Origin of the sequence: Mycobacterium persicum, from assembly GCF_002086915.1 — a bacterium.
GTDB lineage: Bacteria > Actinomycetota > Actinomycetes > Mycobacteriales > Mycobacteriaceae > Mycobacterium > Mycobacterium persicum.
Genome location: NZ_MWQA01000001.1, coordinates 5645409 through 5667162, shown reverse-complemented (window position 1 = coordinate 5667162; position 21754 = coordinate 5645409). Strand labels below are relative to the sequence as shown.

Sequence of the window (21754 nt, the reverse complement as noted above, 5' to 3'; positions counted from 1 at the left end):
CCGCCGGGTCTCACGCTTCCTCGGCGATGGCCCCCACGACGCCGTCGCCGTTCAAAGCCGACGCGTCCGGCGGCACCTCGAACGACGGCAGTGCGGCTTCGGCCGAGGCAAACGCGTTGCGCGCCGCCTCCATCCGCTTCAGCGCAGCGTCGGTGAACACCGACAACCCGAGTTCGTGGTTATAACCGTGAATTTCTTTGACGTCGAGCTGGGCCAGGAAGTAAACGATCTCCTTGGACACCACCTGCCCCGGCACCAGCACCGGGAATCCTGGCGGATAGGGCACCACGAACGTCGTCGACACCAGCGTCCGTCCTTCAGCAAGCCGCCGCCCGGCCATGCCGATCTGCACGTATTCCCGGTCGGACTCTTCGTAGCCGGCGTAGAAGGCGGCTCGGGTGTCGCCGTAGACACTGTTGTCGTCGGGGCGGAAGGCCACGTCGAACTCGCTGAAGTCGGGTAGGTGCGGCAGATCCTGGGTGACCTCCTCGACCCGGCGCTGGTGCAGCGCCCAGTCGGCGGCGCTGGCCGCCTTCTGGGTCCGGTCGAAGTCGATGGCTATCCGGCGCAGCACGTCGAGCAGATAGTGCACACTCGACCACGTCACGCCGATGGTGAAGATCAGCAGCACACTGTTGATCGACGTCTTGTTGATCTGAATACCGAACCGCTCCATCAGGATCTTCTCGCGGAAGTCGTACCCGTTCATCCCGGTCGCACCGATGAACAGGGTGACCCGCGTCGCGTCCAACACGAACTGATCAGACCGCCACGCCTCGTTCCATTCGGCCAGCGCCCCTTGCCGGACCTGGCGGTAGGAGCTGACCGAGGAGGCCCGGAATTCCTCCGGAACCAGGTCGGACTCGTCGAGGATGCGGAACCACTTGCTGATCAGCCGGTCTTTGCGGACCCGGTGCCGAAAGACCAGCGCCATGTCGTAGACCTGCCGGACCAACTGGAAACCCTCGATGTCCACCTGCCGGCGCGCCAGATCCAGCGAGGCCAGCAGCTGCTGGTTCGGCGACGTCGAGGTGTGGGTCAAGAACGCCTCACCGAACGCGTCCCGGGCCAGTGCGTTGAAGTCCTGATCGCGGACGTGGATCATCGACGCCTGCCGCAGCGCCGACAACGACTTGTGGGTGGAATGCGTCGCATACACCCTTACCCGCGCGCGAGCAGGGTCGGGCAGCAACCGGCGATCCAGCCACTCCGACCGGTCGACCCCTTCCATCGACGCCGACCATTGCCGGTATTCCTTGGCGTATTCCTCCGAGGCCAACATGTCCTCGAGGTGCTCGGCGGCCACCATCGCGGTCCGTTGCCGGGCCCACGGCACGGCGGTGGCAAACGCGTACCACGCCTCGTCCCAGAGGAAGCAGATGTCCGGCTTGATCGCCAGCACCTCCTCCATCACCCGCCGCGGGTTGTAGACGACACCGTCGAAGGTGCAGTTGGTCAGCAGCAGCATGCGCACCTTGTGCAGCTGCCCGGCCGCTTCCAGGTCCAGCAGCGCCTTCTTGATGGTGCGCAGCGACACCGCTCCGTAGATGGCGAACTGCGGCAACGGATAGGCGTCCAGGTACAGCGGGTACGCGCCGGCCAGCACCAGCCCGTAGTGATGCGACTTGTGGCAGTTTCGATCGATCAGCACGATGTCGCCGGGCCGGGTCAGCGATTGGACGACGATCTTGTTGGCCGTCGACGTTCCGTTGGTGACGAAGTAGGTGTGGTTGGCGTTCCAGGTGACCGCGGCCTTGTCCATCGCCTTCTTGATGTTGCCGTGCGGGTCCAGCAACGAGTCCAGGCCGCCTGAGGTGGTCGAGGTCTCGGCCATGAAGATGTTGCGGCCGTAGAACTCACCCATATCCTGCAGCGACTTGGAGTTGAAGATGCTGGCGCCGCGCGCGACGGGCAGCGCGTGGAATTGTCCGACGGGCGCGGCGGCGTAGGCGCGCAGCGCGTCGAAAAACGGTGTCGCGAACCGATTCCGGAGCCCGGCAAGCACCGTGCTGTGCAGGTCGGTGACGTCGTTGAGCCGGTAGAAGGTCCGGTCGTAGACGTCGGGCTCGTCGCCATCGCCCGCCGCGATGGACTCGTCGGTGAGCAGGTAGAGGTCGATGTGGGGCCGCAGCTCCCTGATCCATTCACCACATTCGATCCAGTCATGCGGGCGATCGGGAATCACTACCGCGCCCTCGGCGTCGTTAGGCCCCAGCAGCGTGTTCATCAGCGGCAACCGGTCCCGGGACCGCAGCGGCAGGTCGTGGCGGATGATCGCGGCCTGGATCTCGCCGTTGAGCGCAACCGCGGTGATGGCGTCCTCGACGCTGGGGGCCACCAGGATCTCGAACTGGACGTCGTCGGCGGGGTTGCGCAGCTCCCGCAGACACTCGACGAGGCTCTCCGGAGCCGTGGGGGGCGCGTCGTCGGCCAGCAACACCGTGTAGAACTGCTGCTGTTTGGCCTGGGCCACCAGTTCCTGATCGGCCAGCGGCGCCGAGATGTCGAACAACGCTGTCCGGTCGCCGTACTCACTGAGCAGGCGCACGGCCAGCGATACCTCTTCGGTGAGCCGCACGGTGGACTTGCTCTCGAGATGGGCGCGGAAGGTCGCCAAATTGTCCGCGCCCGGATACAGCCAGTACCGCTCGTAGGCGCCGATGCGGTCCATCAGCCGCTTGACCTTCGCCATGTCGTGGGTGATGTCCAACCCGGCGAGGTCCACCTCGGCCAGGTGGCGGCACGCGTCGTCGAGCAGGTTCCATGTGTCGATGCGTGCGTACGACGGGTTGGCCACTGCCGCCAACGCCGAGACGCGAAGTCGTCGCGGGCGGGAGCTGTCTCGGTACATGTCGTCACCTGTTCTTGTGGTGCGGTAGCGCCATTCGGTGCAACTTGTCATTATCGCGCGCGGGACGGACATAGTGGCCGGTACCAACACACCGGCAGTTCGACGGTGTCCGACTGCGGCAACGCATGCCGCGAGGTTACGCCGAAGACGCCGCCGGCGGGAGGGCATTGCCCGCCGTGGCGGCTCGCGAACCGGCTCCGGTGGCCGCGTCAATCCCCACGGCGCGAACAGTCCGCCGACGTCTCGTAACCACTTGAGCCGTCTACTGTTTGCTTCAGGTGGCCCCGGCCATGTGGACACCGTATGGTACAGCGCTCACGAGCGTGACCGTCAAGGTGGCGCCACCGGGCAGGGTGAAGCTGCGTTGCTCACCGGGGAGCGCACCGGTGACCGCGGCGCCCAGCGGGGAGCGGGGCGAGTAGACCTCCACGTCGCCGTGCTCGGCGCCGCGGGCGCCCAGCAGGAATGTTTCGGTGTCGCCGGTGTCGCCGGTGTCGCCGGTGTCGTGGTAGCGGACCGTCAAAACCATGCCTGGTTCGGCGATCCCGTCGTCGGGCGGGTCCTCGCCGACGTCGGCCCTGACCGACAGGTCGTGAATCTGGCGAATCCGGGTTTGCCACGCTCGGTGCACGTCAGGGGGACCGGCCCGCACCGGTTCGCCCAGCCGGGGGCCGGCCAGTTGCGGAAACTGTGCGCCGGTGGCGATCACGGCGGCCTCGGTCATCAACGGTGCGCGGCGGCGCCCGCGCACCGCAATACCGTTGGCTGCGTTGACAATTTCGGCTACTTCCAGCGTGCGCAGCGTCGCCCCGCGGTTCAGCACCGCGCGACCCAGAGCCGCCACGAAGCGGGCTGGGTCGATGAAACGCTGTCCGTTGACGCTGAGCCCGACCCGGACCGCCCGGGACGCCAACGGCACTTGCTCCCGCAGTGCCGCACCCGTCAATACGGTGATATCCGTTGTCTGGCCGGCTTTTCCGAGCTCCTGCAGGTCTTCCCGGAATCGTTGTGCCGCTGCGGTCGAGTCGAATACCGCGGTGTCAATCCGCTCGACGCCGGCCATCACACACCTCCATGAACTGAACTCCTGCTTGGTATTTCCCATGCTGGCGGAACGGGCGCCGCGGCACTTGGCGTAGCCGGTCAATCACCCGAGGAGCCATTGCGGTTCTGCGACAACACGCCTCAACGAAGCGCGGCCCTCGGACCGATACGGCGACAGCTCCTTGCCGACGGCTGCGGCCGGCCGGAGGGTGCGCGGTCGGCAACCACCCAGACGCCGGCCAGCAACACCGCTGTCACGGCGGCCATGCTCAGCCACGCCGACAATCCGGCCGCCACCGCATCGTCCAGCGCGGTCCTGACTGGCAGGCCGACGTGGTAACCGTTCTCATCTACCCAGATGTCAACGGAATCACCGGCTTTCACGCCCCGCGGCGCATCCACCGGACCTGCGTGCTCGACTCCCCCGGCAACCCAGCGGGCCGGCACGCTGACCGTCTGCGGATCGGCAAGCTCCTGATGGTCCGCCTTGTCGCTGGTGACCACCGCGGTGACCGACTGACGGGTTTGCGCCTGCTGGGCGTAGAAGCGGCTACGGGATTCGTGCTCTTCGGTGCCCACGGCCACCGCGATCGGCAGGCCGCCCAGCACCACCACCGCGACCCAAATCGCAAGCAGCACCTGGAATCCGCGGCCGGTAGGCATGCGACGGGCCCACGCCACAAGCGGGTGCGGCCGGCGCAGGATGTAGGTGTCCATCGAGGCGTCGGCGCCTGATGCACGGCCGGCGAGCCGGCGCCGGTCGGAACACGGGGTGGTCATCGGACATTCCTATCGACGGGTTTGTCGGAGGGTGACAACTCCAGGGTGGCGTCGACAGGCGCCGCACTGTTTGCCGAAGTTCGACAACCAGGCCGGCGCGCGTTGTCGGGTTGCTACAGGGGCTGGTCAGGATCGGTGGCCGCCAGCTCGATCGTCATGGCCAACCGCTTCTTGGCGTCGTCCAGCGACAACGTGGTGATCTCGGCCATCTTCCGCAGCCGGTAACGCACGGTGTTCTCGTGCACGCCCAGACGCTCACCGGCCCGTGCCGGGTCGCCCTGCTCCTCCAGCCAGGCCCGCAGCGTGGGCACGTACTCGGTGGCGTTAGCTCGGTCGTGGCGGCGCAGCTCGGCCACCGGCCCGCGGTCCGGCAACCTCCCGGACCTGGCCGCGGTGCGCAGCCGTTGCAGCAGGATGTCATCCCAGGACTGGTCGTATGCCGGTGAGGCGGCGCTGTCCGGGGACAGCTGGTGCAGCGCCAGACACTCGTCGGCCTCCTGGCGCGCCGCGACGAGATCGGCCACCTCGGCCGGTCCGCTGATGCCGGCCCACACCCGCATCCCCTCGGGCAGGGCCGCCCGGACACCGCTGACCCAGCGCCGCGCGGTTGCCGGCTGATCGCCGGGCAGCACGGTATAGACGGTGTTGCCCGCCAACGCGCTGCGTCCCGGCCGAGACCAACCGAACCCCGTGGTGGCCCGCTCGAAAGCCAACAGCAGCGCGGCATCACGGTCGGCGCCGACGAACGCCCGCAACGCAACAACCCGCAGCGGACCGCGCGGCAATCCCAGCCTGCTGGCGACCGTGGCGGCGTCAATGGTGCCCTCCAGCAGTTGAATCACCAGTTCGGATTCGACCTGGCGCTCCAAGTCGGCGCTGGCCCGCGACCGCAGCAGGTGCAAGGCCACGGTATGCGCGCCGTCGGTCAATGCGGCGCGCTCGGCGCCGCTCAACGGAGCCGAACACGCCACCCATACCGACCCCAGGACTTCGCGTCCGGAGCGCACGGCCACCACCATGCGCCCGGTCAGGCCATGTTCGCTGTCTGCGGCAACGTAGAGCGGATCCCCGGACGTGGCCAGGTGAGCCAAAACTCCGTGCTGGTCCAGGAGCACGCGCAGCTGCTCCGGCGTCTGGCGCCCCAGGATGGTGGCGACCCGCGCGGGGTCGGCGCCTTGCTGCAGCCGCGAGTACGCCAGTACCCGCAACAGCCGATCTTCGATGGTCACCGCTCCACCGGTAGCCTCGGCCAGGCTGTCGGCCAGCGCGAACAGATCCGTGGGACCACGACCAGACGCTGTTTCGCGGCCCTCCAACACCAACCCGTAGACGACCGCGGCGACCTCGCTCCAGGACAGCGACTCGTCGAGCACCATGACCGCTCCCGCCTCGAGGTCACCCTCCAACGTCATGGGCCGTTCGCCGTCACGGGTCAACACCACCACAGCCCGGGCCGACGCCGCCCACTGAACCGCTTCCCCGACGGAGCTCGCGCCGATCGCCAGCAACACATCGCCGACTACCGGACGGGTCGCGGCTGCCTCGTGGATCACCACACTGCGCAATTCCGTCGACCTGGGCAATGACGACCACCGCAGCCGGACCCCGTAACCACCCAAGACGTTCACCAAGCGGTCCAACGTGATCACGAGCCGCCCCTAAATTCGGACTGTTCACTCAGCGTAATTCGGAATCGAGCGGATCCCGAAAATGGCCTGCACATAGGATTTCGGCCATGGCGGCCGACCAACAGGAACAGACATGCGACCAGACATTCGACGTAGTGGTACTCGGGGCGGGGCCGGGGGGCCAGAATGTCGCGGACCGCGCTCGGGCGGCCGGCCTGGACGTCGCAGTGGTCGAACGTGAGCTCGTCGGCGGCGAGTGTTCATATTGGGCCTGCGTGCCCAGCAAGTCGCTGCTGCGTCCGGTCCGCGCGGTCTCTGACGCGCGCCGGGTCGAGGGGGCGCGCGAGGCGGTCACCGGTTCGATCGACCCGGCCGGTGTCTTCGGCCGCCGCGACCGCTATGTGAACGACTGGGACGACACCAGCCAGATCGACTGGGTGGCCGGTATCGGAGCGACGCTGGTCCGTGGACATGGACGGTTGGACGGTCCGCGACGAGTTGTGGTCACCACCCCCAGCGGCAGGGAGGTGGCGCTGGCCGTCCGGCACGCGGTTGTCATCTGCACCGGAAGCCGGACGGCGATTCCCGACTTGCCCGGCCTGGTCGAAGCTCGACCCTGGACCAACCGCGAAGCCAACGACAGTAGCGATGTCCCGAACCGGCTCGCCGTTGTCGGGGCCGGCGGCGTGGGCGTCGAAATGGCAACGGCCTGGCAAGGATTGGGCTCAAAGGTGACCTTGCTGGCCAGAGGCTCGCGGCTGCTGCCGCGGATGGAGCCATTTGTGGGAGAGCTTGTCGGCCGCGGTCTGGCAGCGGCTGGTGTGGACGTGCGCACCGGTGTGACAGTCCGCGAACTCAGCCGGGCATACCCCTACTGCCCGCTGGCGCTCGCGTTGACCGACGGCACCGAGCTGGAGGTGGACGAAATACTGTTTGCCACCGGCCGAAAGCCCCTCACCGACCATATCGGCTTGGAAACAGTCGGATTAACCCCCGGCAGCTGGCTCGATGTCGACGACACCTGCTGCGTGCACGCCGTCGACGATGGTTGGCTCTACGCGGCCGGCGATGTCAATCACCGTGCGCTGCTGACCCATCAGGGCAAATACCAAGCGCGCATTGCCGGCGCGGCCATCGGCGCCCGTGCCGCGGGCACGCCGTTGGACACCGCGCCATGGGGCGTTCATGCGACCACCGCAGACCATCACGCCGTGCCGCAGGCCCTCTTTACCGACCCCGAAGTCGCCGCGGTCGGGCTCACGGAGGAACGGGCGGTGCAGGCCGGGCATCGAGTCAAGGCCATCGACGTCGAAATCGGGGACGTCGTCATGGGAGCCAAGCTGTATGCCGACGGGTACACGGGCCGGGCGCGGATGGTGGTCGACGTCGATCGCGGCCACCTGCTCGGTGTGACCATGGTCGGCCCGGGTGTCACCGAGCTACTGCACTCGGCCACCATCGCCGTCGCCGGCCAGGTGCCCATCGACCGGTTGTGGCACGCCGTACCATGCTTCCCGACCGTCAGCGAATTATGGCTGAGACTTCTTGAGGCCTACCGCGATTCGTTTTTCGTGGTCGTTTGAGAGCCGAGCCGACAAACCGGGGCGGGTCAGCGGTCCAGCTCGTCGTCGCTGTCGATGATCCGCCGGTTGCCCAACGTGCTGTCGACCCAGCGCAGCATCGGAAGCTGTGGGAATTGCGGAAATTCCCAGCGACGCGCGGGCAGGTCGGTGACGTCGCCCAGAGATCGCACCACGGCCTGGGTCAGGCCCATGATGGCCGCCATCACCGGCAGCAGCGGCTGCAGCGGCTTGGCCGCCGAGCGGACCGTGCTGATCCGGCGGGCCAGGATCAGGCGCTCGATGCTGTGATACAGCCAAGCGCCGACGCCCAGCGCATAGATCGACAGCGCCGAGGCGACAATGGCCCAGCCGTAGGCAGCGCAGATCACCGCGCCCAGCACCACCGCCGCGGCCATCCAGGCGGCGATCACGACGCGCAATTCGAGTCTGCTCATGAACACGATCCTTGGTTTTCCGGCAGGCGTTCCGCATCTCCAGGCACCGCCTGGCGGACCGCGTGAGCGGCCGCGCGGATCTGCGGCGTCACCAGCATGACTTGCCCCAGCACTCCGTTGACGAAGCCGGGCGACTCGTCGGTGGACAGTTCCTTGGCCAGCTCGACGGCCTCGTCGACGGCTACCGGTTCGGGGACGTCGTCGGCATGCAGCAATTCCCACACCGAGACCCGCAGGATGGCGCGATCCACCGCAGGCAGCCGATCCAGCGTCCAGCCCTGCAGATGCGCGGCGATCAGGTCGTCGATGTGGGCGGCATCCTCACTGACGCCGCGCGCCACCGCTGCCGTGTAGGGATGCAACGGCGCGACTTCCGGCTTGGCTGCCGCCAGTGCGGTGCGGGACTCGACCACCTCGAGCGGGCTCATGCCACGCGCCTCGGCCTCGAACAACAGGTCCACCGCGCGCTTGCGGGCCTGATGGCGTCCTTTCACCGGCTTTCCCGGTTTTGCGTCGGGCATGCTCAGGCGTTGACCCTGCCCAGGTAGCTGCCGTCGCGCGAATCGACCTTCAGCTTGTCACCGGTGTTGATGAACAGCGGCACCTGGATCTGGGCGCCGGTCTCCAGCGTGGCCGGCTTGGTGCCGGCGCTGGACCGGTCACCCTGCAGGCCCGGCTCGGTGTGGGTGACCTCGAGCTCGACGGTCACCGGCAGCTCAATGTACAGCGGTGCCCCGTTGTGGAAGGCCACCTGCACCGGCATGCCCTCCAGCAGAAACCGCGCGGCGTCGCCGACCAGCGACTCCGGCAGCGGGTGCTGCTCATAGTCCTGACTGTCCATGAACACGAAGTCCGCGCCGTCGCGGTACAGGTAGGTGGTGTCGCGGCGGTCCACGGTGGCGGTTTCCACCTTCACCCCGGCGTTGTAGGTCTTGTCGACGACCTTGCCCGACAGCACGTTCTTCAGCTTGGTGCGCACGAACGCCGGCCCCTTGCCCGGCTTGACGTGCTGAAACTCGACGATCTGCCACAGCTGCCCATCGATCGCCAGGACAAGTCCGTTCTTGAAGTCAGCGGTGGTCGCCACGGTCTGCTAAATCTCCTACAAAATGGCCAGTTCCTTGGGGAACCGGGTCAACAATTCCGGGGTCTGTCCGGCGGTTTCTGAGGCGCCTGGCGTCTTGGAGGGCACTACCAATGTGTCCTCGATGCGGACACCGCCGCGGCCGGGTAGATAGACGCCGGGCTCCACGGTCACCACGGAGCCCGCAAGTAGTGTACCGGCGGATGTCGCCCCGATGCCCGGCGCTTCGTGTATCTGCAGGCCAACGCCGTGTCCCAGACCGTGGCCGAAATTGTCGCCGTAACCCGCGTCGGTGATCAACTGGCGCGCGGCGGCGTCGACCTCACGCAGCTCGGCACCCGGGCGCAACGCCTCGCGACCGGCCCGCTGCGCCTGGGAGACCAGCTGGTAGAGCTCCAGCTGCCAGTCGGCCGCCTTGCCCAGCACGAAGGTGCGGGTCATGTCGGAGTGATAGCCGGCGACCAGCGCGCCGAAGTCGATCTTGACGAAATCACCCGTGGCCAGCACCGCGTCGGTGGGGCGGTGGTGCGGGATGGCCGAATTCGGTCCGGCCGCCACGATCGTCTCGAACGACACCGCGTCGGCGCCGTGATCGAACATCAGCGCTTCCAGGTCGCGGGCTACCTCCCGCTCGGTGCGTCCCGGGCGCAGACCGCCGCGCCGCACCAGGTCGGTCAGCGCGGCGTCGGCCGCTTCGCAGGCCAGCCGCAGCAATGCCAGCTCACCGGCATCCTTGACCTCCCGCAGCGTCTCCACCGTCCCGGAAGCCCGGACCAGCTCGGTATTGGTGTCCTGCAGACCGGCCGTCAGGGCATCCAAACCGTCCACCGTGACCACATGGCTCTCGAAACCCAGCCTGCCGACGCCGCATTCGGCCGCCCGGCAGCTCAGCTGACGGCCGAGCGCCCGCTCGATGACCACCTCGAGGTCGGGGGCCTGCTGGGCAGCCTGAGTCCGGTACCTGCCGTCGGTGGCCAACACCGCTTCGCGTTCGTCGGCGAACACCAGCAACGCGCCGTTGGAGCCGCTGAAACCGGATAGATATCGGACATTTATCAGGTCGGTGACCAGCAACGCATCCAGTCCGGCGGCAACGATTTTGGCTTTCAGGTTGTGTCGACGCTGGGAATGTGTCACGACCGTTGACGGTACAGCTACGCTGAACTCCCATGACTAACTGGATGCTGCGCGGACTGGTGTTCGCCGCCGCGATGGTCGTTCTACGTCTCTTTCAGGGGGCGCTGATCAACGCCTGGCAGACTCAGGCCGGATTGATCAGCATGGTGCTTCTCGCGTTGTACATCATCGCCGTCGTGGTGTGGGGGCTCGTCGACGGAAACGCCGACGCCAAAGCCAATCCGGACCCCGACCGCCGCCAAGACCTGGCCATGACCTGGCTGCTGGCCGGCCTGGCCGCCGGAGTGCTCAGCGGCGCGGTGACCTGGCTCATCGCCGTTTTCTACAACGGCGTCTACGCCGGCGGTCTGATCAACGAGCTGACGACGTTTGCGGCCTTCACCGCGCTCATCGTGTTCCTGTTCGCGATCACCGGGGTGGCCGTCGCCCGCTGGCGTATCGACCGCAACGCGCCCCCACCCCCCGCGCACGACGGATCCAGGGGTCGTGGCGATACCGACGTATTCTCCGCGGTGCGCGCCGACGAGACACCGACCGGAGAGATCCAGGCCCCAGGGGCGCAGGCGCAGGCCACCGCCCCCACCGCCGTTGCCACCGTCGAACGCGAAGCACCCACCGAGACGATCGCCACCGCAGAGCACGAGTCACCGACCGAGGTGATCCGGACCGGCGAGTCCGAGGCGCCCACCGAGACGATCCCCACCAGCGACTCTGAAGCACACACCGAGGCGATCCGTCTCGACGACGACCAGACCAACCCCGTTCACAAGCCCAAACCGGACTAGCGCTCGGCGGTGTTCGCCAGGTAGCGCAGGGCGAGCAGGTAGCCCTGGACACCGAGGCCGACGATCACACCGGTGGCGACCGGGCTGAGGAAGGAGTGCCGCCGGAACTCCTCGCGGGCATGGACATTGGAGATATGCACCTCGATCAGGGGTGCGCTCAATTCCGCGCAGGCGTCGCGTAATGCCACCGAGGTGTGCGTCAGGCCGCCGGCATTGAGAATCACCGGTTCTGCGGCGTCGGCGGCCCGATGGATCCATTCCAATAGTTGAGATTCGCTATCGCTTTGTCGCACAACGGCTTTGAGTCCGAGTTCGGCGGCTTCCCGTTCGATCAGAGCGGCCAGCTCAGCGTGGGTGGTGCTGCCGTAGACGGCGGGCTCGCGCTGGCCCAGCCGGCCCAGGTTCGGACCGTTGATCACGTTCACCGTCACACTCATGTGGCACAGACTCCCGCATAGGCGCTCACCAGCAGTCCCGGGTCCGGCGCCACCAACCGCCCCGGCCTGGCCAGTCCGTCCAGGACCACGAACCGAAGCACACCGGCCCGCGTTTTCTTGTCGCCGGACATGATCTCCAGCAACTGCGGCAGCGCGTCCGGGTCGTAGCTGACCGGCAGCCCCAGCGACGACAAGATCGTGCGATGGCGTTGCGCGGTGGCCTCATCCAGCCGTCCGGCAAGCCTGGCGAGCTCGGCCGCGAACACCAACCCGACCGACACCGCGGCGCCGTGCCGCCACCGGTAGCGCTCCCGCCGCTCGATCGCGTGGCCCAACGTGTGGCCGTAGTTGAGGATTTCGCGCAGCTCGGATTCCTTCTCGTCGACCGCGACGACCTCGGCCTTGACGAGGACCGCCCGGCGGATCAGCTCCGGCAGCACCTCGCCCTTCGGGTTCAGGGCAGCCTCCGGGTCGGCTTCGATGAGGTCCAGGATCACCGGGTCCGCGATGAACCCGGCCTTGACGACTTCGGCCATCCCGCAGGCGATTTCGTTGTGCGGTAAGGTCTGCAGCGTCGCCAGGTCGGCGAGCACGGCAAGCGGCTGGTGAAACGCCCCGACCAGGTTTTTGCCCGCATCGGTGTTGATGCCCGTCTTGCCGCCGACGGCCGCGTCCACCATGCCCAAAAGCGTGGTGGGCACGTGCACGATCGACACGCCACGCAACCAGGTGGCCGCCGCGAAGCCGGCGACGTCGGTGGCGGCTCCCCCGCCGAGGCTGACCAGAGCGTCTTTGCGGCCGAGTCCGATGCGGCCCAACACTTCCCAGATGAATCCGACGACCGGCAGGTCCTTGCCGGCCTCGGCGTCGGGTATTTCGATACGGTGTGCGTCGATGCCCTTGTCGGCCAGGCGGTTGCGGATGGCCTCGGCGGTGTCGGCCAGCACGGGTTGATGCAGGATGGCGACCTTGTGCCGGCCGGCCAGCAACTCGTCCAGTTGCGTGAGAACGCCGGTGCCGATCACCACCGGGTAGGGCGGGTCGACGGCAACATGCACCGTCGCGGACGTGCCGGTTTCGGTCATGTTGCCGCCTGAGTAGGTGTCTGACTGGGCGTGTGCAGCCGCGAGACGATGTAGCGCACCACCGCCCCGGGGTTGCGGCGGTTGGTGTCCACCCGGATGGTGGCGACGCGGCGGTACAGCGGAACCCGTTTGGCCATCAGGGCCCGGTACCGCTCGGCCCGGTCGGGCCCGGCCAGCAGCGGCCGCACGGTGTTGCCGCCGGTGCGCCGCACCCCTTCGGCCGCGCTGATCTCCAAGTAGACGACGGTGTGGCCGGCCAGGGCCGCACACACGCCCGGGCTGGTGACCGCGCCGCCGCCCAGCGACAACACTCCGTCGTGGTCGGCAAGTGCCGCGCGCACCACGTCTTCCTCGATGCGCCGGAACTCCTGCTCCCCGTCGGCGGCGAAGATGTCGGCGATGCTGCGCCCGGTCTGCTGCTCGATGGCTGCGTCGGTGTCGAGCAGACCGACCCCGAGGGCTTTGGCCAGCCGCCGGCCGATGGTGGACTTGCCGGATCCGGGCAGTCCCACGAGTACTGCTATTGGTGCCATCTGATTACCTACCTGGCTATCCCGACACTCGGGCGGCCGGTAACTGGCGGTCGGCGACCGCGCGCTGGTAGGCCTCGATGTTGCGGCGGGTTTCGGTCAGCGAATCGCCGCCGAATTTCTCCAGGGCCGCGCGCGCCAGCACCAGCGCCACCATCGCCTCGGCCACCACTCCGGCGGCCGGTACGGCGCACACGTCGGAGCGCTGGTGAATGGCGACCGCCTCGTCGCCGGTGGCCAGGTCGACGGTGGCCAGTGCCCGCGGCACGGTGGAGATGGGCTTCATCGCGGCGCGCACCCGCAGCGGCTGGCCGTTGGTCATCCCGCCTTCCAGCCCGCCGGCCCGGTTGGTAGAGCGGACCACACCGTCGGACCCGGGGTACATCTCGTCGTGGGCGCGGCTGCCGCGGCGGCGCGCGGTCTCGAACCCGTCACCGATCTCCACACCCTTGATCGCCTGAATGCCCATCACGGCCGCGGCGAGTTGGCTGTCGAGCCTGTTGTCGCCGCTGGTGAACGATCCCACCCCCACCGGCAGCCCCAGCGCCACCACCTCCACCACGCCGCCCAGGGTGTCGCCGTCTTTCTTGGCCGCTTCGATCTCGGCGATCATGGCTTGCTCGGCAGCCTTGCCGAATGCGCGGACCGGGCTGGCATCGATGGCGGCCAGGTGTTCGGGCCCGGGCGGCGGGCCGTCGTAGGGCACCGACGGGCCGATGGAAATCACATGGGACAGCACATCGACGCCCAGCGCTTGTTTGAGGAACTGCCGCGCGACGGTTCCGGCGGCCACCCGAGCGGCGGTCTCACGGGCACTGGCGCGCTCGAGCACCGGCCGGGCGTCGTCGAAGCCGAACTTGAGCATGCCGGCGTAGTCGGCGTGGCCCGGGCGGGGTCGGGTGAGCGGCGCGTTGCGGGCGCTGTTTTCGAGCTCCGCCGGGTCGACGGGATCGGGGGCCATCACGGTTTCCCACTTCGGCCATTCGGTGTTGCCGATCTCGATGGCGATGGGCCCGCCCAGCGTGCTGCCGTGGCGCACGCCGGACAATACGGTCACCGCGTCCCGTTCGAAGGTCATCCGGGCGCCGCGGCCGTAGCCCAATCGGCGGCGGGCCAGCTGATCGGCGATCTCGGTCGAGGTGACGTTTACTCCGGCGACCATGCCATCGACCACGGCCACCAACGCCCGGCCATGGGACTCGCCCGCGGTGATCCAGCGCAACACCCGAACATCTTCCCATGTGGACGCGGTGTGCTCGCTGACCGGCTGGAGGCCGTATGTCGCCGACAACTGTCGGTTCCGACGACTAGCGGACTGCGCCGGGCGATGCGATGATCAGCCCGACCTCGAGGCAGCCGGCCAACAAACGGCGGTCATAGGTCACAAACGCGGTCAGCTCCCGCTTGATCTGCGTGGCCGCTGCGAGGTGAATCGCGTCGAGCGAGCGCAGGGTGGCCGGGCCGATCGTTTCGGCGAGATTCATCACCGGCGCGGTGAGCGGAAGAATATCGAGCCCGTCCAGTAGGTAGCGTGCACGTTCGACGTGGGCCGGGTCCCCGTACCGGGCAACGACTCTCATCAACTCGACTCGTCCGAGTGCGCTCGTCGCCGCGAATTCGCCCTGTTCTCGTTGCGAAGTCAGCCAGCTGCGCAGATCGGCCGTCTCCGGTTCAGCGATGAGCAATTTGGTCAGAGCCGACGTATCCAGGTAAATCACTGCTCGTCGCGCATCTCGTCGAGAACATCGGACAGAGTGCGCTTGCGATCCGGCGCCGGTGTTGCTGTCACCTCGAAAAGGTTCTGCGGGCGTGGGGCCGCAATCACGGTGCCTGATTCGATCAGGGCTTCGCGAGAACGCTCTGCCGCCCGCACCGGAACAAGTCGGGCGACGAGCCGCCCGTTATTGGTGATGCCGAGTTCCTCGCCAGCTTCCACCCGGGCGAGATACCGCGATGCGTGCTGCCGGAGCTCTCGGACCCCAATCACTTCCACGGCTACCCATGGTAGCACTCAATGTGCTACAAATCCGGTTGGGCGCACGCAACCCCCAGCTCACATCACTACCAGTGCCAGTGCGCCGGCGGTGGCCAGACACATCGACGGGCCGTGCGGCAAGGTGGCGGCGCTGTCGGCGCCGCCGATAATCCGGGCAACCAGGCCGCACACCGCCGTGAGCAGCGGCGCCGCCAGCGCCGCCAGAAACCACACGTCGGCACCGAAGCAGCCGGTCAACCCGCCCACGCCGAACGCCAGCTTGACGTCACCGGCGCCCATCGCCGCCGGGGTGACCAGGTGCACCAGCAGGTACACCCCGGCCAACGCGGCCGCGCCGGCCAGCGCCGGCACGCCCCGGCCCGCAACCAGCGCGCCGAGCAGGATCACCGCGGCCCCGGGCACGGTCAACGCGTTAGGTAACCGCCGCTCCCGAACGTCGTAGCCGCACAGCGCCCCCATCCACAGCGCAACCGCCGCCCCCAGCGTGCCCATCCACATCTCGGGGCACGCTAGTCCAGCTCCGCCAATGCGCAAGTCATCGCCTCACGAGGCGCGGGCATCCCGGTGAATTGCTCCACCTGAGCGAACGCCTGATGCAGCAGCATCTGCAGTCCACTGATCGCCCGGCCGCCAGCCTCCGTCACCGCAGCGGCCAGCGGTGTGGGCCACGGGTGATAGATCGCGTCCAACAGGACGGGGACGCCGGCCAACGTCGGGGTGTAGCGCGCGGCTACGTCCGCCGGCAGCGTGCTGACCAGCACTTGCGCGGCGGCGACCTGGTCGGCCAACCCGGCGTCGTCCAGGGCGCAGAACCGGCTGGTCACGCCGGCCTGCCTTCCCAGGTCGACCAGACGGGCCGCTTTCCCGGGATTGCGTGCCACCACGGTGATGCCGGTGACGCCGAGTTGGGCCAGCCCGACGACCGCGGCCGGGGCGGTGCCGCCGGACCCCAGCACCACCGCGTCTCCGGAAGCCGCGCCGAGAGCGCCGGTCACCCCGTCGATGTCGGTGTTGTCGGCCCGCCACCCGCGCGGCGTGCGCACCAGCGTGTTGGCCGAACCAACCTGCTCGGCGCGGGCGGTTCGCTCGTCGGCGAACCGCAGGGCGGCGAACTTGCCCGGCATGGTCACCGATACGCCGACCCACTCCGGCCCGAACCCGCCGACCACGGCCGGCAATTGCTCGGCCGTGCACTCGATGCGCTCATAGGTCCAGTCGTTCAGACCCAGCGCGCGATAGGCGGCCAGGTGCAGTTGCGGGGACCGGGAGTGGGCGATCGGCGAACCGAGAACCCCGGCTTTCCTGGCTTTTCTAGCGGGTGCTGTCGAGGACACCGTTGTGTTTAGCCAGTTCGATGTTGGCCAGATGCTGCTGATAATCCCGGGTGAACAGCGTCGTGCCCTGAGAGTCGATGGTGACGAAATACAGCCAGTCCCCGGGTGCCGGATGTTCGGCTGCGTGCAGCGCGTCCACCCCGGGCGAGCAGATCGCGGTCGCCGGCAGCCCCTCGGCCATGTAGGTGTTCCACGGCGTGCGCAGCGCGCGGTCGGCGTCGCTGGTGGCCACTTCCCGGCGATCCAGCGAGTAATTCACGGTGGAGTCGAACTCCAGCGTGCGGTGTTCGTGCAGGCGGTTGTAGATGACCTGCGCCACCTTCGGGAAATCCTGGACGCTGGATTCCTGCTGTACCAGCGAGGCCACCACCAGGATGTCGTAGGGTGACAGGCCCAGCGACGTGGCGGTGTCCACCAAACCCGCCTTGGCGTATTCGACGGCGCCGGCGCTGATCAGCGACGACAGGATGGCGCCCGCCGAGGCCGACGGATCGACGTTGAAGGTGCCCGGCGCGATGAGCCCCTCGATGCGGCGATGGTCATCGCCGAGCTCGATCACCGGCTCAACCGCCCACGGCGGCACCGAGAGCATCGCCGGGGTGTTCTTGGTTGCCGCGGCACGCAGGTCGGCCACCGCAACACAGTGTTTGTTCCCGTCGAGATCCACACACGTCGCCCGCGAGATCAACGTGAGGATTCCGGGGGTCACCACGTTGGTCTTCATGTCGGTGGTGTCGTCGAGCTGACGTCCTTCCGGGATGACCAGCCTGCCCACCCTGCTCTTCGGGTCGGCCAGCCGCGCGACCGCGTTGGCTGCCGGAATCTCGGTGCGCATCCGGTAGTAGCCGGGCTGAATCGACGAAATCGCCTCGTTGCCGTGCGCGGCGTCGACGAACGCCCGAACCGTTTTCACCACGCCGTGCTTGTACAGCGTCTCCCCGACCGCCGTGGTCGAGTCGCCTGCCTCGATCTGAATCACGAGGTCGCGCTTGCCGGTTCCGGTGTAGTCGTTTCCGGCGCCCAGCATCAGGTGCCAGAGCTTGCCGCCGAAAATCACGGCCGTCGCCACGACCGCGACCAGCACGCTGAAGGCCAATCCGCCCAAGATGCGCCGCCGTCTTCTGCGGCTGTGGCTGCGCTTGCGCCGGTCTGCTCTGCTCATCCGGTGCCGGTGCGGCCCCACCGCCACCGGCTCGGCCCGCTGACGGTCGACGTCCTCAGCCATCGGCCACGTTCCCGGTTACCGGTCCGGGCGCGGTACTGCGGCGTTGATCCAGCCACGCCTGCAGGATTGCCACGGCGGCCGCCTGGTCGATCACCGCACGTTGGTCTTTGGCCCGAATGCCCGCCTGGCGCAGTGATCGCTGCGCGCTCACGGTGGTCAGCCGCTCGTCGGCAAGCCGCACCGGTATCGGGACAATGCGCTGTGCCAGCGCATCGGCCAGGTCGATCGCATCCTGGGCGGCGGGGCCGATGCGGTCGGCCAGCGTGCGCGGCAGTCCGACCACCACCTCGACGGCCGGCAGTTCGGCGGCCAGCGCCACCAGCCGGCGCAGGTGCTTGCCGGAGCGGTCGCGGCGCACTGTTTCCACGGGAGTGGCCAAGATGCCGTCAGGATCGCTGCACGCCACACCGATCCGCACGCTTCCCACATCAATGCCGAGGCGTCGTCCCGGTCCGGGGTCTGAGTCGCCGGGCCGGTCGGGCTGGCGGTGAAGTGGGGCGCTCACTCAACCGACCCGGGCTATCGCGGCGATCTCGGAGCGGACCGCGTCGAGCGCGGCGTCGATGCCGGCCGGTTTCTTTCCGGAGCCCTGGGCCAGGTCGGCCTTGCCGCCGCCGCGGCCGTCGACGGCCACGGCCAGCTGTTTGATCAACTCGTTGGCGCGGATCCCCAGGTCCTGGGCGGCCGGATTGGCGGCGACGGCATAGGGCACGCTGTCGTTCTCGCCTTCGGCGATCAGCGCGATCACCGCCGGATCGCTGCCCAGCCGGCCGCGGATATCGCCGACCAGGGAACGTAAATCGGCCGAGGTGATGCCGCCCGACATGCGCTGTGCCACCACCCGGACGTTACCGATGCGTTCGGCGCCGGCGGCGGCGTTGACCGCGGCTGCCCGCGCATTCGCCAGCCGGACGCGTTCCAGCTCCTTCTCGGCGGCCTTGAGCCGATCCACCAGGTTGGCCACTCGCGTGGGGACTTCGTCGGAGGGCACCTTCAGCGACGAAGCGAGCCCCGCCATCAGGGCGCGCTCCTTGGCCAGGTGACGGAAGGAGTCGAGCCCGACGTAGGCCTCCACCCGGCGTACCCCGGAGCCGATCGACGATTCGCCCAGGATGGTCACCGGCCCGATCTGCGCCGAGCTCTCGACGTGGGTGCCCCCGCACAGCTCCAGCGAGAACGGCCCACCGATTTCGACGACCCGGACTTCGTCGGGGTAGCTTTCGCCGAAGAGCGCCATCGCGCCCATCGCCTTAGCCTTGTCGAGCTGCTCGGTGAAGGTGTGCACTTCGAAATCGGCCTGCACGGCTTCGTTGGTCACCTCTTCGATGTGGGTCCGCTGGTCTTCGGTGAGCGGCCCCTGCCAGTTGAAGTCGAACCGCAGATAGCCCGGTCGGTTCAGCGAGCCGGCCTGAACCGCGTTGGGCCCCAGCACTTGTCGCAATGCGGCGTGCACCATGTGGGTCCCCGAGTGACCTTGCGTGGCGCCTTTGCGCCAGCCAGAGTCCACCGCGGCGATCACGGTGTCGCCCTCGACGAATTCCCCGGACTCCACGTTAACCCGGTGCACGTGAAGGGTTTTGGCGATCTTCTGCACGTCGGTAACGGCCGCGCGGGCGCTGGCCCCCGAGCCGGTTCCGCTAATGGCGCCGGCGTCGGCGACCTGGCCGCCCGACTCGGCGTACAGCGGGGTGCGGTCCAACACCAACTCCACCCGATCGGCCGCCACAGCGTCGCCGTGGGCGACGACCGGAACCCGCTTGCCGTCGACAAAGATGCCCAGGATTCGTGCCTCCGAGGCAAGTTCGTCGAATCCGGTGAATTCGGTGGGTCCGGCGTCGACCAGTTCCCGATAGGCGGTGAGGTCGGCGTGCGCGTGTTTGCGCGCGGCTGCGTCGGCCTTGGCTCGGCGACGCTGCTCTGCCATCAGCTCGCGGAAGCCGCTCTCGTCGACCGCCAGCCCGGATTCGGCCGCCATCTCCAGGGTGAGCTCGATCGGGAAGCCGTAGGTGTCGTGCAAGGTGAAGGCGTCCGCACCGGAAACCACCGTGGCGCCCTTGGCTTTGGTGGTGCCGGCGACCTCGTCGAACAGCCTGGAACCCGACGCCAGCGTGCGATTGAAAGCCGTCTCCTCGGCGACGGCGATGCGGTTGATCCGGTCGAAGTCGCTGACCAGTTCGGGATACGACGGACCCATCGCGTCGCGCACGGTGGCCATCAGTTCGCCGACGATCGGGGTATCGATGTTGAGAAGCTTGGCCGACCGGATGACACGGCGCAGCAGCCGGCGCAACACGTAGCCGCGGCCGTCGTTGCCGGGGCTTACACCGTCGCCGATCAGGATCGCTGCGGTGCGGCTGTGGTCGGCGATGATGCGGTACCGCACGTCGTCGGCGTGATTTCCGGCGTCGTAGGGGCGCGAGGCGCGCGCGGCGACGGCATCGATGACCGGTCGCAGGAGGTCGGTCTCGTAGACGTTGTGCACGTCTTGCAATACCAGCGCGACCCGCTCGACCCCCATGCCGGTGTCGATGTTCTTGCGGGGCAGCGGACCCAGGATCTCGTAGTCCTCTTTGGTGGTTCCCTCGCCGCGCTCGTTCTGCATGAAGACGAGGTTCCACACCTCGAGGTAGCGGTCCTCGTTGACGATCGGCCCGCCTTCGGGCCCGTAGTCGGGACCGCGGTCGTAGTAGATCTCCGATGACGGCCCGCACGGCCCGGGAATGCCCATGGACCAGTAGTTGTCGGCCATGCCGCGGCGCTGGATCCGCTCGGGCGGCAGACCGGCGACTTCCCGCCACAGGCCGGCGGCCTCGTCGTCGTCGAGATAGACTGTGGCCCAAAGCCTTTCCGGGTCCAGCCCGTATCCGCCGGCGGCAACAGCGTTGGTCAGCAGCGACCAGGCCAGTTCGATCGCCCCGCGCTTGAAGTAGTCGCCGAACGAGAAATTGCCGGCCATCTGGAAGAAGGTGTTGTGCCGGGTGGTGATGCCCACCTCGTCGATGTCGGGGGTGCGGATGCACTTTTGGATGCTGGTGGCCGTGGGGTACGGCGGTGTGCGCTGTCCCAGGAAGTAGGGCACGAATTGGACCATGCCGGCGTTGACGAACAACAGATTGGGGTCGTCGAGGATCACCGATGCGCTGGGCACCTCGGTGTGACCGGCCTTCACAAAATGATCGAGGAACCGTTTCCTGATCTCGTGTGTCTGCACTGTGGTCGCTTCCCTAAGTTTCCTCGGTCGGATTCAATACCAGCCTATTCGCCGGTCTATTAGACGGCTTTCCAGAGAACGCTTGGTGCCCGGCTTAGCCTTTCACAAAACTCAAACGCACCGAGCGTCGCGGATTATCCCGGTTCAGGTCGACCAGAACGACGCTTTGCCAGGTACCCAGCAGCGGCTCGCCGCCCGCGACCGGCACCGTTAGCGACGGGGCAACCAGGGCCGGCAGCACGTGGTCGGCGCCGTGACCGGCAGATCCGTGCGCATGCCGATAGCGGTCGTCGCGCGGCAGCAGTCGTTCCAGGGTGTCGACCAGGTCATCGTCCGAGCCGGCGCCGGTCTCGATGATCGCGACTCCGGCCGTCGCATGCGGAACGAACACGTTGCACAACCCGTCACCGTGCGACGCGCAGAAGCCGCGCACCGCGTCGGTGAGATCGACAATGCGGCGACGCGCGGTGTCAACGTCGAGCACATCGGTATCCACCCGCCTAGCCTACCGGGACGGATTTCACGGCCCGGCGATCCAAGTGACGATCGGAGGAGGGGCCCAAGATTTTATTGCCACGGCTGTTCGGTAGGAGGAAGGTATTCGGTGAGA

At 67.8% G+C, this 21754-nt stretch carries 22 protein-coding genes; 2 read left to right on the top strand and 20 right to left on the bottom strand.

Annotation, left to right across the window (positions count from 1 at the left end):
- Nucleotides 1-10 precede the first annotated feature (10 nt).
- The 4 genes from B4U45_RS25815 to B4U45_RS25800 form a co-directional block, all read right to left on the bottom strand.
- Entirely contained in the window at nt 11-2851 is a 2841-nt protein-coding gene (locus B4U45_RS25815) for an aminotransferase class I/II-fold pyridoxal phosphate-dependent enzyme (protein WP_075547210.1), read from the bottom strand.
- Between the two features lie 274 nt (nt 2852-3125).
- A complete protein-coding gene (locus tag B4U45_RS30190) occupies nt 3126-3914 on the bottom strand; it encodes an FAD-dependent oxidoreductase (protein WP_082275417.1) in 789 nt (262 codons plus the stop codon).
- A gap of 122 nt (nt 3915-4036) precedes the next feature.
- Nucleotides 4037-4675, bottom strand: a complete 639-nt coding sequence (locus B4U45_RS25805; protein ID WP_075547212.1) for an Rv1733c family protein — start codon at nt 4673-4675, stop codon at nt 4037-4039.
- A gap of 113 nt (nt 4676-4788) precedes the next feature.
- A complete protein-coding gene (locus B4U45_RS25800) occupies nt 4789-6324 on the bottom strand; it encodes a PucR family transcriptional regulator (protein ID WP_075547213.1) in 1536 nt (511 codons plus the stop codon).
- Between the two features lie 86 nt (nt 6325-6410).
- On the opposite strand from B4U45_RS25800, the gene B4U45_RS25795 reads away from it, so the two are divergent.
- Nucleotides 6411-7886, top strand: coding sequence for a dihydrolipoyl dehydrogenase family protein (locus tag B4U45_RS25795; RefSeq protein ID WP_219859546.1), 1476 nt, complete (start codon nt 6411-6413; stop codon nt 7884-7886).
- A gap of 26 nt (nt 7887-7912) precedes the next feature.
- Here B4U45_RS25795 and B4U45_RS25790 read toward each other — a convergent pair whose 3' ends face one another.
- The 4 genes from B4U45_RS25790 to B4U45_RS25775 are packed head-to-tail and all read right to left on the bottom strand — an operon-like array spanning nt 7913 to nt 10541.
- Nucleotides 7913-8320, bottom strand: coding sequence for an antitermination protein NusB (locus B4U45_RS25790; RefSeq protein ID WP_075547215.1), 408 nt, complete (start codon nt 8318-8320; stop codon nt 7913-7915).
- Nucleotides 8317-8841, bottom strand: coding sequence for a transcription antitermination factor NusB (gene nusB, locus B4U45_RS25785; RefSeq protein ID WP_083155401.1), 525 nt, complete (start codon nt 8839-8841; stop codon nt 8317-8319). Before nusB ends, B4U45_RS25790 begins: the two co-directional genes overlap by 4 nt.
- Nucleotides 8842-8843: 2 nt before the next feature.
- Nucleotides 8844-9407 carry an elongation factor P gene (gene efp, locus B4U45_RS25780; RefSeq protein WP_075547217.1) on the bottom strand — a complete coding sequence of 188 codons (564 nt, stop codon included), beginning with the start codon at nt 9405-9407 and terminating at the stop codon, nt 8844-8846.
- A gap of 15 nt (nt 9408-9422) precedes the next feature.
- Complete coding sequence (locus tag B4U45_RS25775) at nt 9423-10541, bottom strand: M24 family metallopeptidase (protein WP_075547218.1); 1119 nt, start codon at nt 10539-10541, stop codon at nt 9423-9425.
- A gap of 32 nt (nt 10542-10573) precedes the next feature.
- Here B4U45_RS25775 and B4U45_RS25770 point away from each other — a divergent pair, with 32 nt between their 5' ends.
- The gene (locus B4U45_RS25770; RefSeq protein WP_075547219.1) at nt 10574-11326 is read left to right on the top strand and encodes a B-4DMT family transporter; all 753 of its coding nucleotides are present in this window, start codon (nt 10574-10576) and stop codon (nt 11324-11326) included.
- Here the strand turns inward: B4U45_RS25770 and aroQ are convergent.
- The 12 genes from aroQ to B4U45_RS25710 all read right to left on the bottom strand — a co-directional run bounded on the left by aroQ (nt 11323) and on the right by B4U45_RS25710 (nt 21628).
- Nucleotides 11323-11763 carry a type II 3-dehydroquinate dehydratase gene (aroQ, locus tag B4U45_RS25765; RefSeq protein WP_075547220.1) on the bottom strand — a complete coding sequence of 147 codons (441 nt, stop codon included), beginning with the start codon at nt 11761-11763 and terminating at the stop codon, nt 11323-11325. The genes B4U45_RS25770 and aroQ overlap by 4 nt on opposite strands.
- Nucleotides 11760-12848: a 3-dehydroquinate synthase gene (gene aroB, locus B4U45_RS25760; RefSeq protein ID WP_075547221.1), complete on the bottom strand. Its 1089-nt coding sequence runs from the start codon at nt 12846-12848 to the stop codon at nt 11760-11762. The genes aroQ and aroB overlap by 4 nt, the downstream gene beginning before the upstream one ends.
- Nucleotides 12845-13381, bottom strand: coding sequence for a shikimate kinase (locus B4U45_RS25755; protein ID WP_075547222.1), 537 nt, complete (start codon nt 13379-13381; stop codon nt 12845-12847). The genes aroB and B4U45_RS25755 overlap by 4 nt, the downstream gene beginning before the upstream one ends.
- A 16-nt stretch (nt 13382-13397) precedes the next feature.
- The gene (aroC, locus tag B4U45_RS25750; protein ID WP_075547244.1) at nt 13398-14603 is read right to left on the bottom strand and encodes a chorismate synthase; all 1206 of its coding nucleotides are present in this window, start codon (nt 14601-14603) and stop codon (nt 13398-13400) included.
- A gap of 82 nt (nt 14604-14685) precedes the next feature.
- The gene (locus B4U45_RS25745) at nt 14686-15096 is read right to left on the bottom strand and encodes a type II toxin-antitoxin system VapC family toxin (protein WP_075547223.1); all 411 of its coding nucleotides are present in this window, start codon (nt 15094-15096) and stop codon (nt 14686-14688) included.
- The gene (locus tag B4U45_RS25740; RefSeq protein WP_075547224.1) at nt 15093-15371 is read right to left on the bottom strand and encodes a type II toxin-antitoxin system Phd/YefM family antitoxin; all 279 of its coding nucleotides are present in this window, start codon (nt 15369-15371) and stop codon (nt 15093-15095) included. Before B4U45_RS25740 ends, B4U45_RS25745 begins: the two co-directional genes overlap by 4 nt.
- Before the next feature lie 60 nt (nt 15372-15431).
- The gene (locus B4U45_RS25735) at nt 15432-15866 is read right to left on the bottom strand and encodes a prepilin peptidase (RefSeq protein ID WP_075547225.1); all 435 of its coding nucleotides are present in this window, start codon (nt 15864-15866) and stop codon (nt 15432-15434) included.
- A gap of 17 nt (nt 15867-15883) precedes the next feature.
- Complete coding sequence (locus tag B4U45_RS25730; protein WP_099222651.1) at nt 15884-16708, bottom strand: shikimate dehydrogenase; 825 nt, start codon at nt 16706-16708, stop codon at nt 15884-15886.
- Nucleotides 16686-17933 (bottom strand): endolytic transglycosylase MltG, encoded by a 1248-nt coding sequence (gene mltG / locus B4U45_RS25725; RefSeq protein WP_083155768.1) that lies wholly within the window; start codon nt 17931-17933, stop codon nt 16686-16688. The genes B4U45_RS25730 and mltG overlap by 23 nt, the downstream gene beginning before the upstream one ends.
- Nucleotides 17926-18438 (bottom strand): Holliday junction resolvase RuvX, encoded by a 513-nt coding sequence (gene ruvX / locus B4U45_RS25720; RefSeq protein ID WP_075547228.1) that lies wholly within the window; start codon nt 18436-18438, stop codon nt 17926-17928. Before ruvX ends, mltG begins: the two co-directional genes overlap by 8 nt.
- Nucleotides 18439-21144 carry an alanine--tRNA ligase gene (gene alaS, locus B4U45_RS25715; RefSeq protein ID WP_083155767.1) on the bottom strand — a complete coding sequence of 902 codons (2706 nt, stop codon included), beginning with the start codon at nt 21142-21144 and terminating at the stop codon, nt 18439-18441.
- Between the two features lie 94 nt (nt 21145-21238).
- The gene (locus tag B4U45_RS25710; RefSeq protein ID WP_183154992.1) at nt 21239-21628 is read right to left on the bottom strand and encodes a secondary thiamine-phosphate synthase enzyme YjbQ; all 390 of its coding nucleotides are present in this window, start codon (nt 21626-21628) and stop codon (nt 21239-21241) included.
- Nucleotides 21629-21754: the final 126 nt, after the last annotated feature.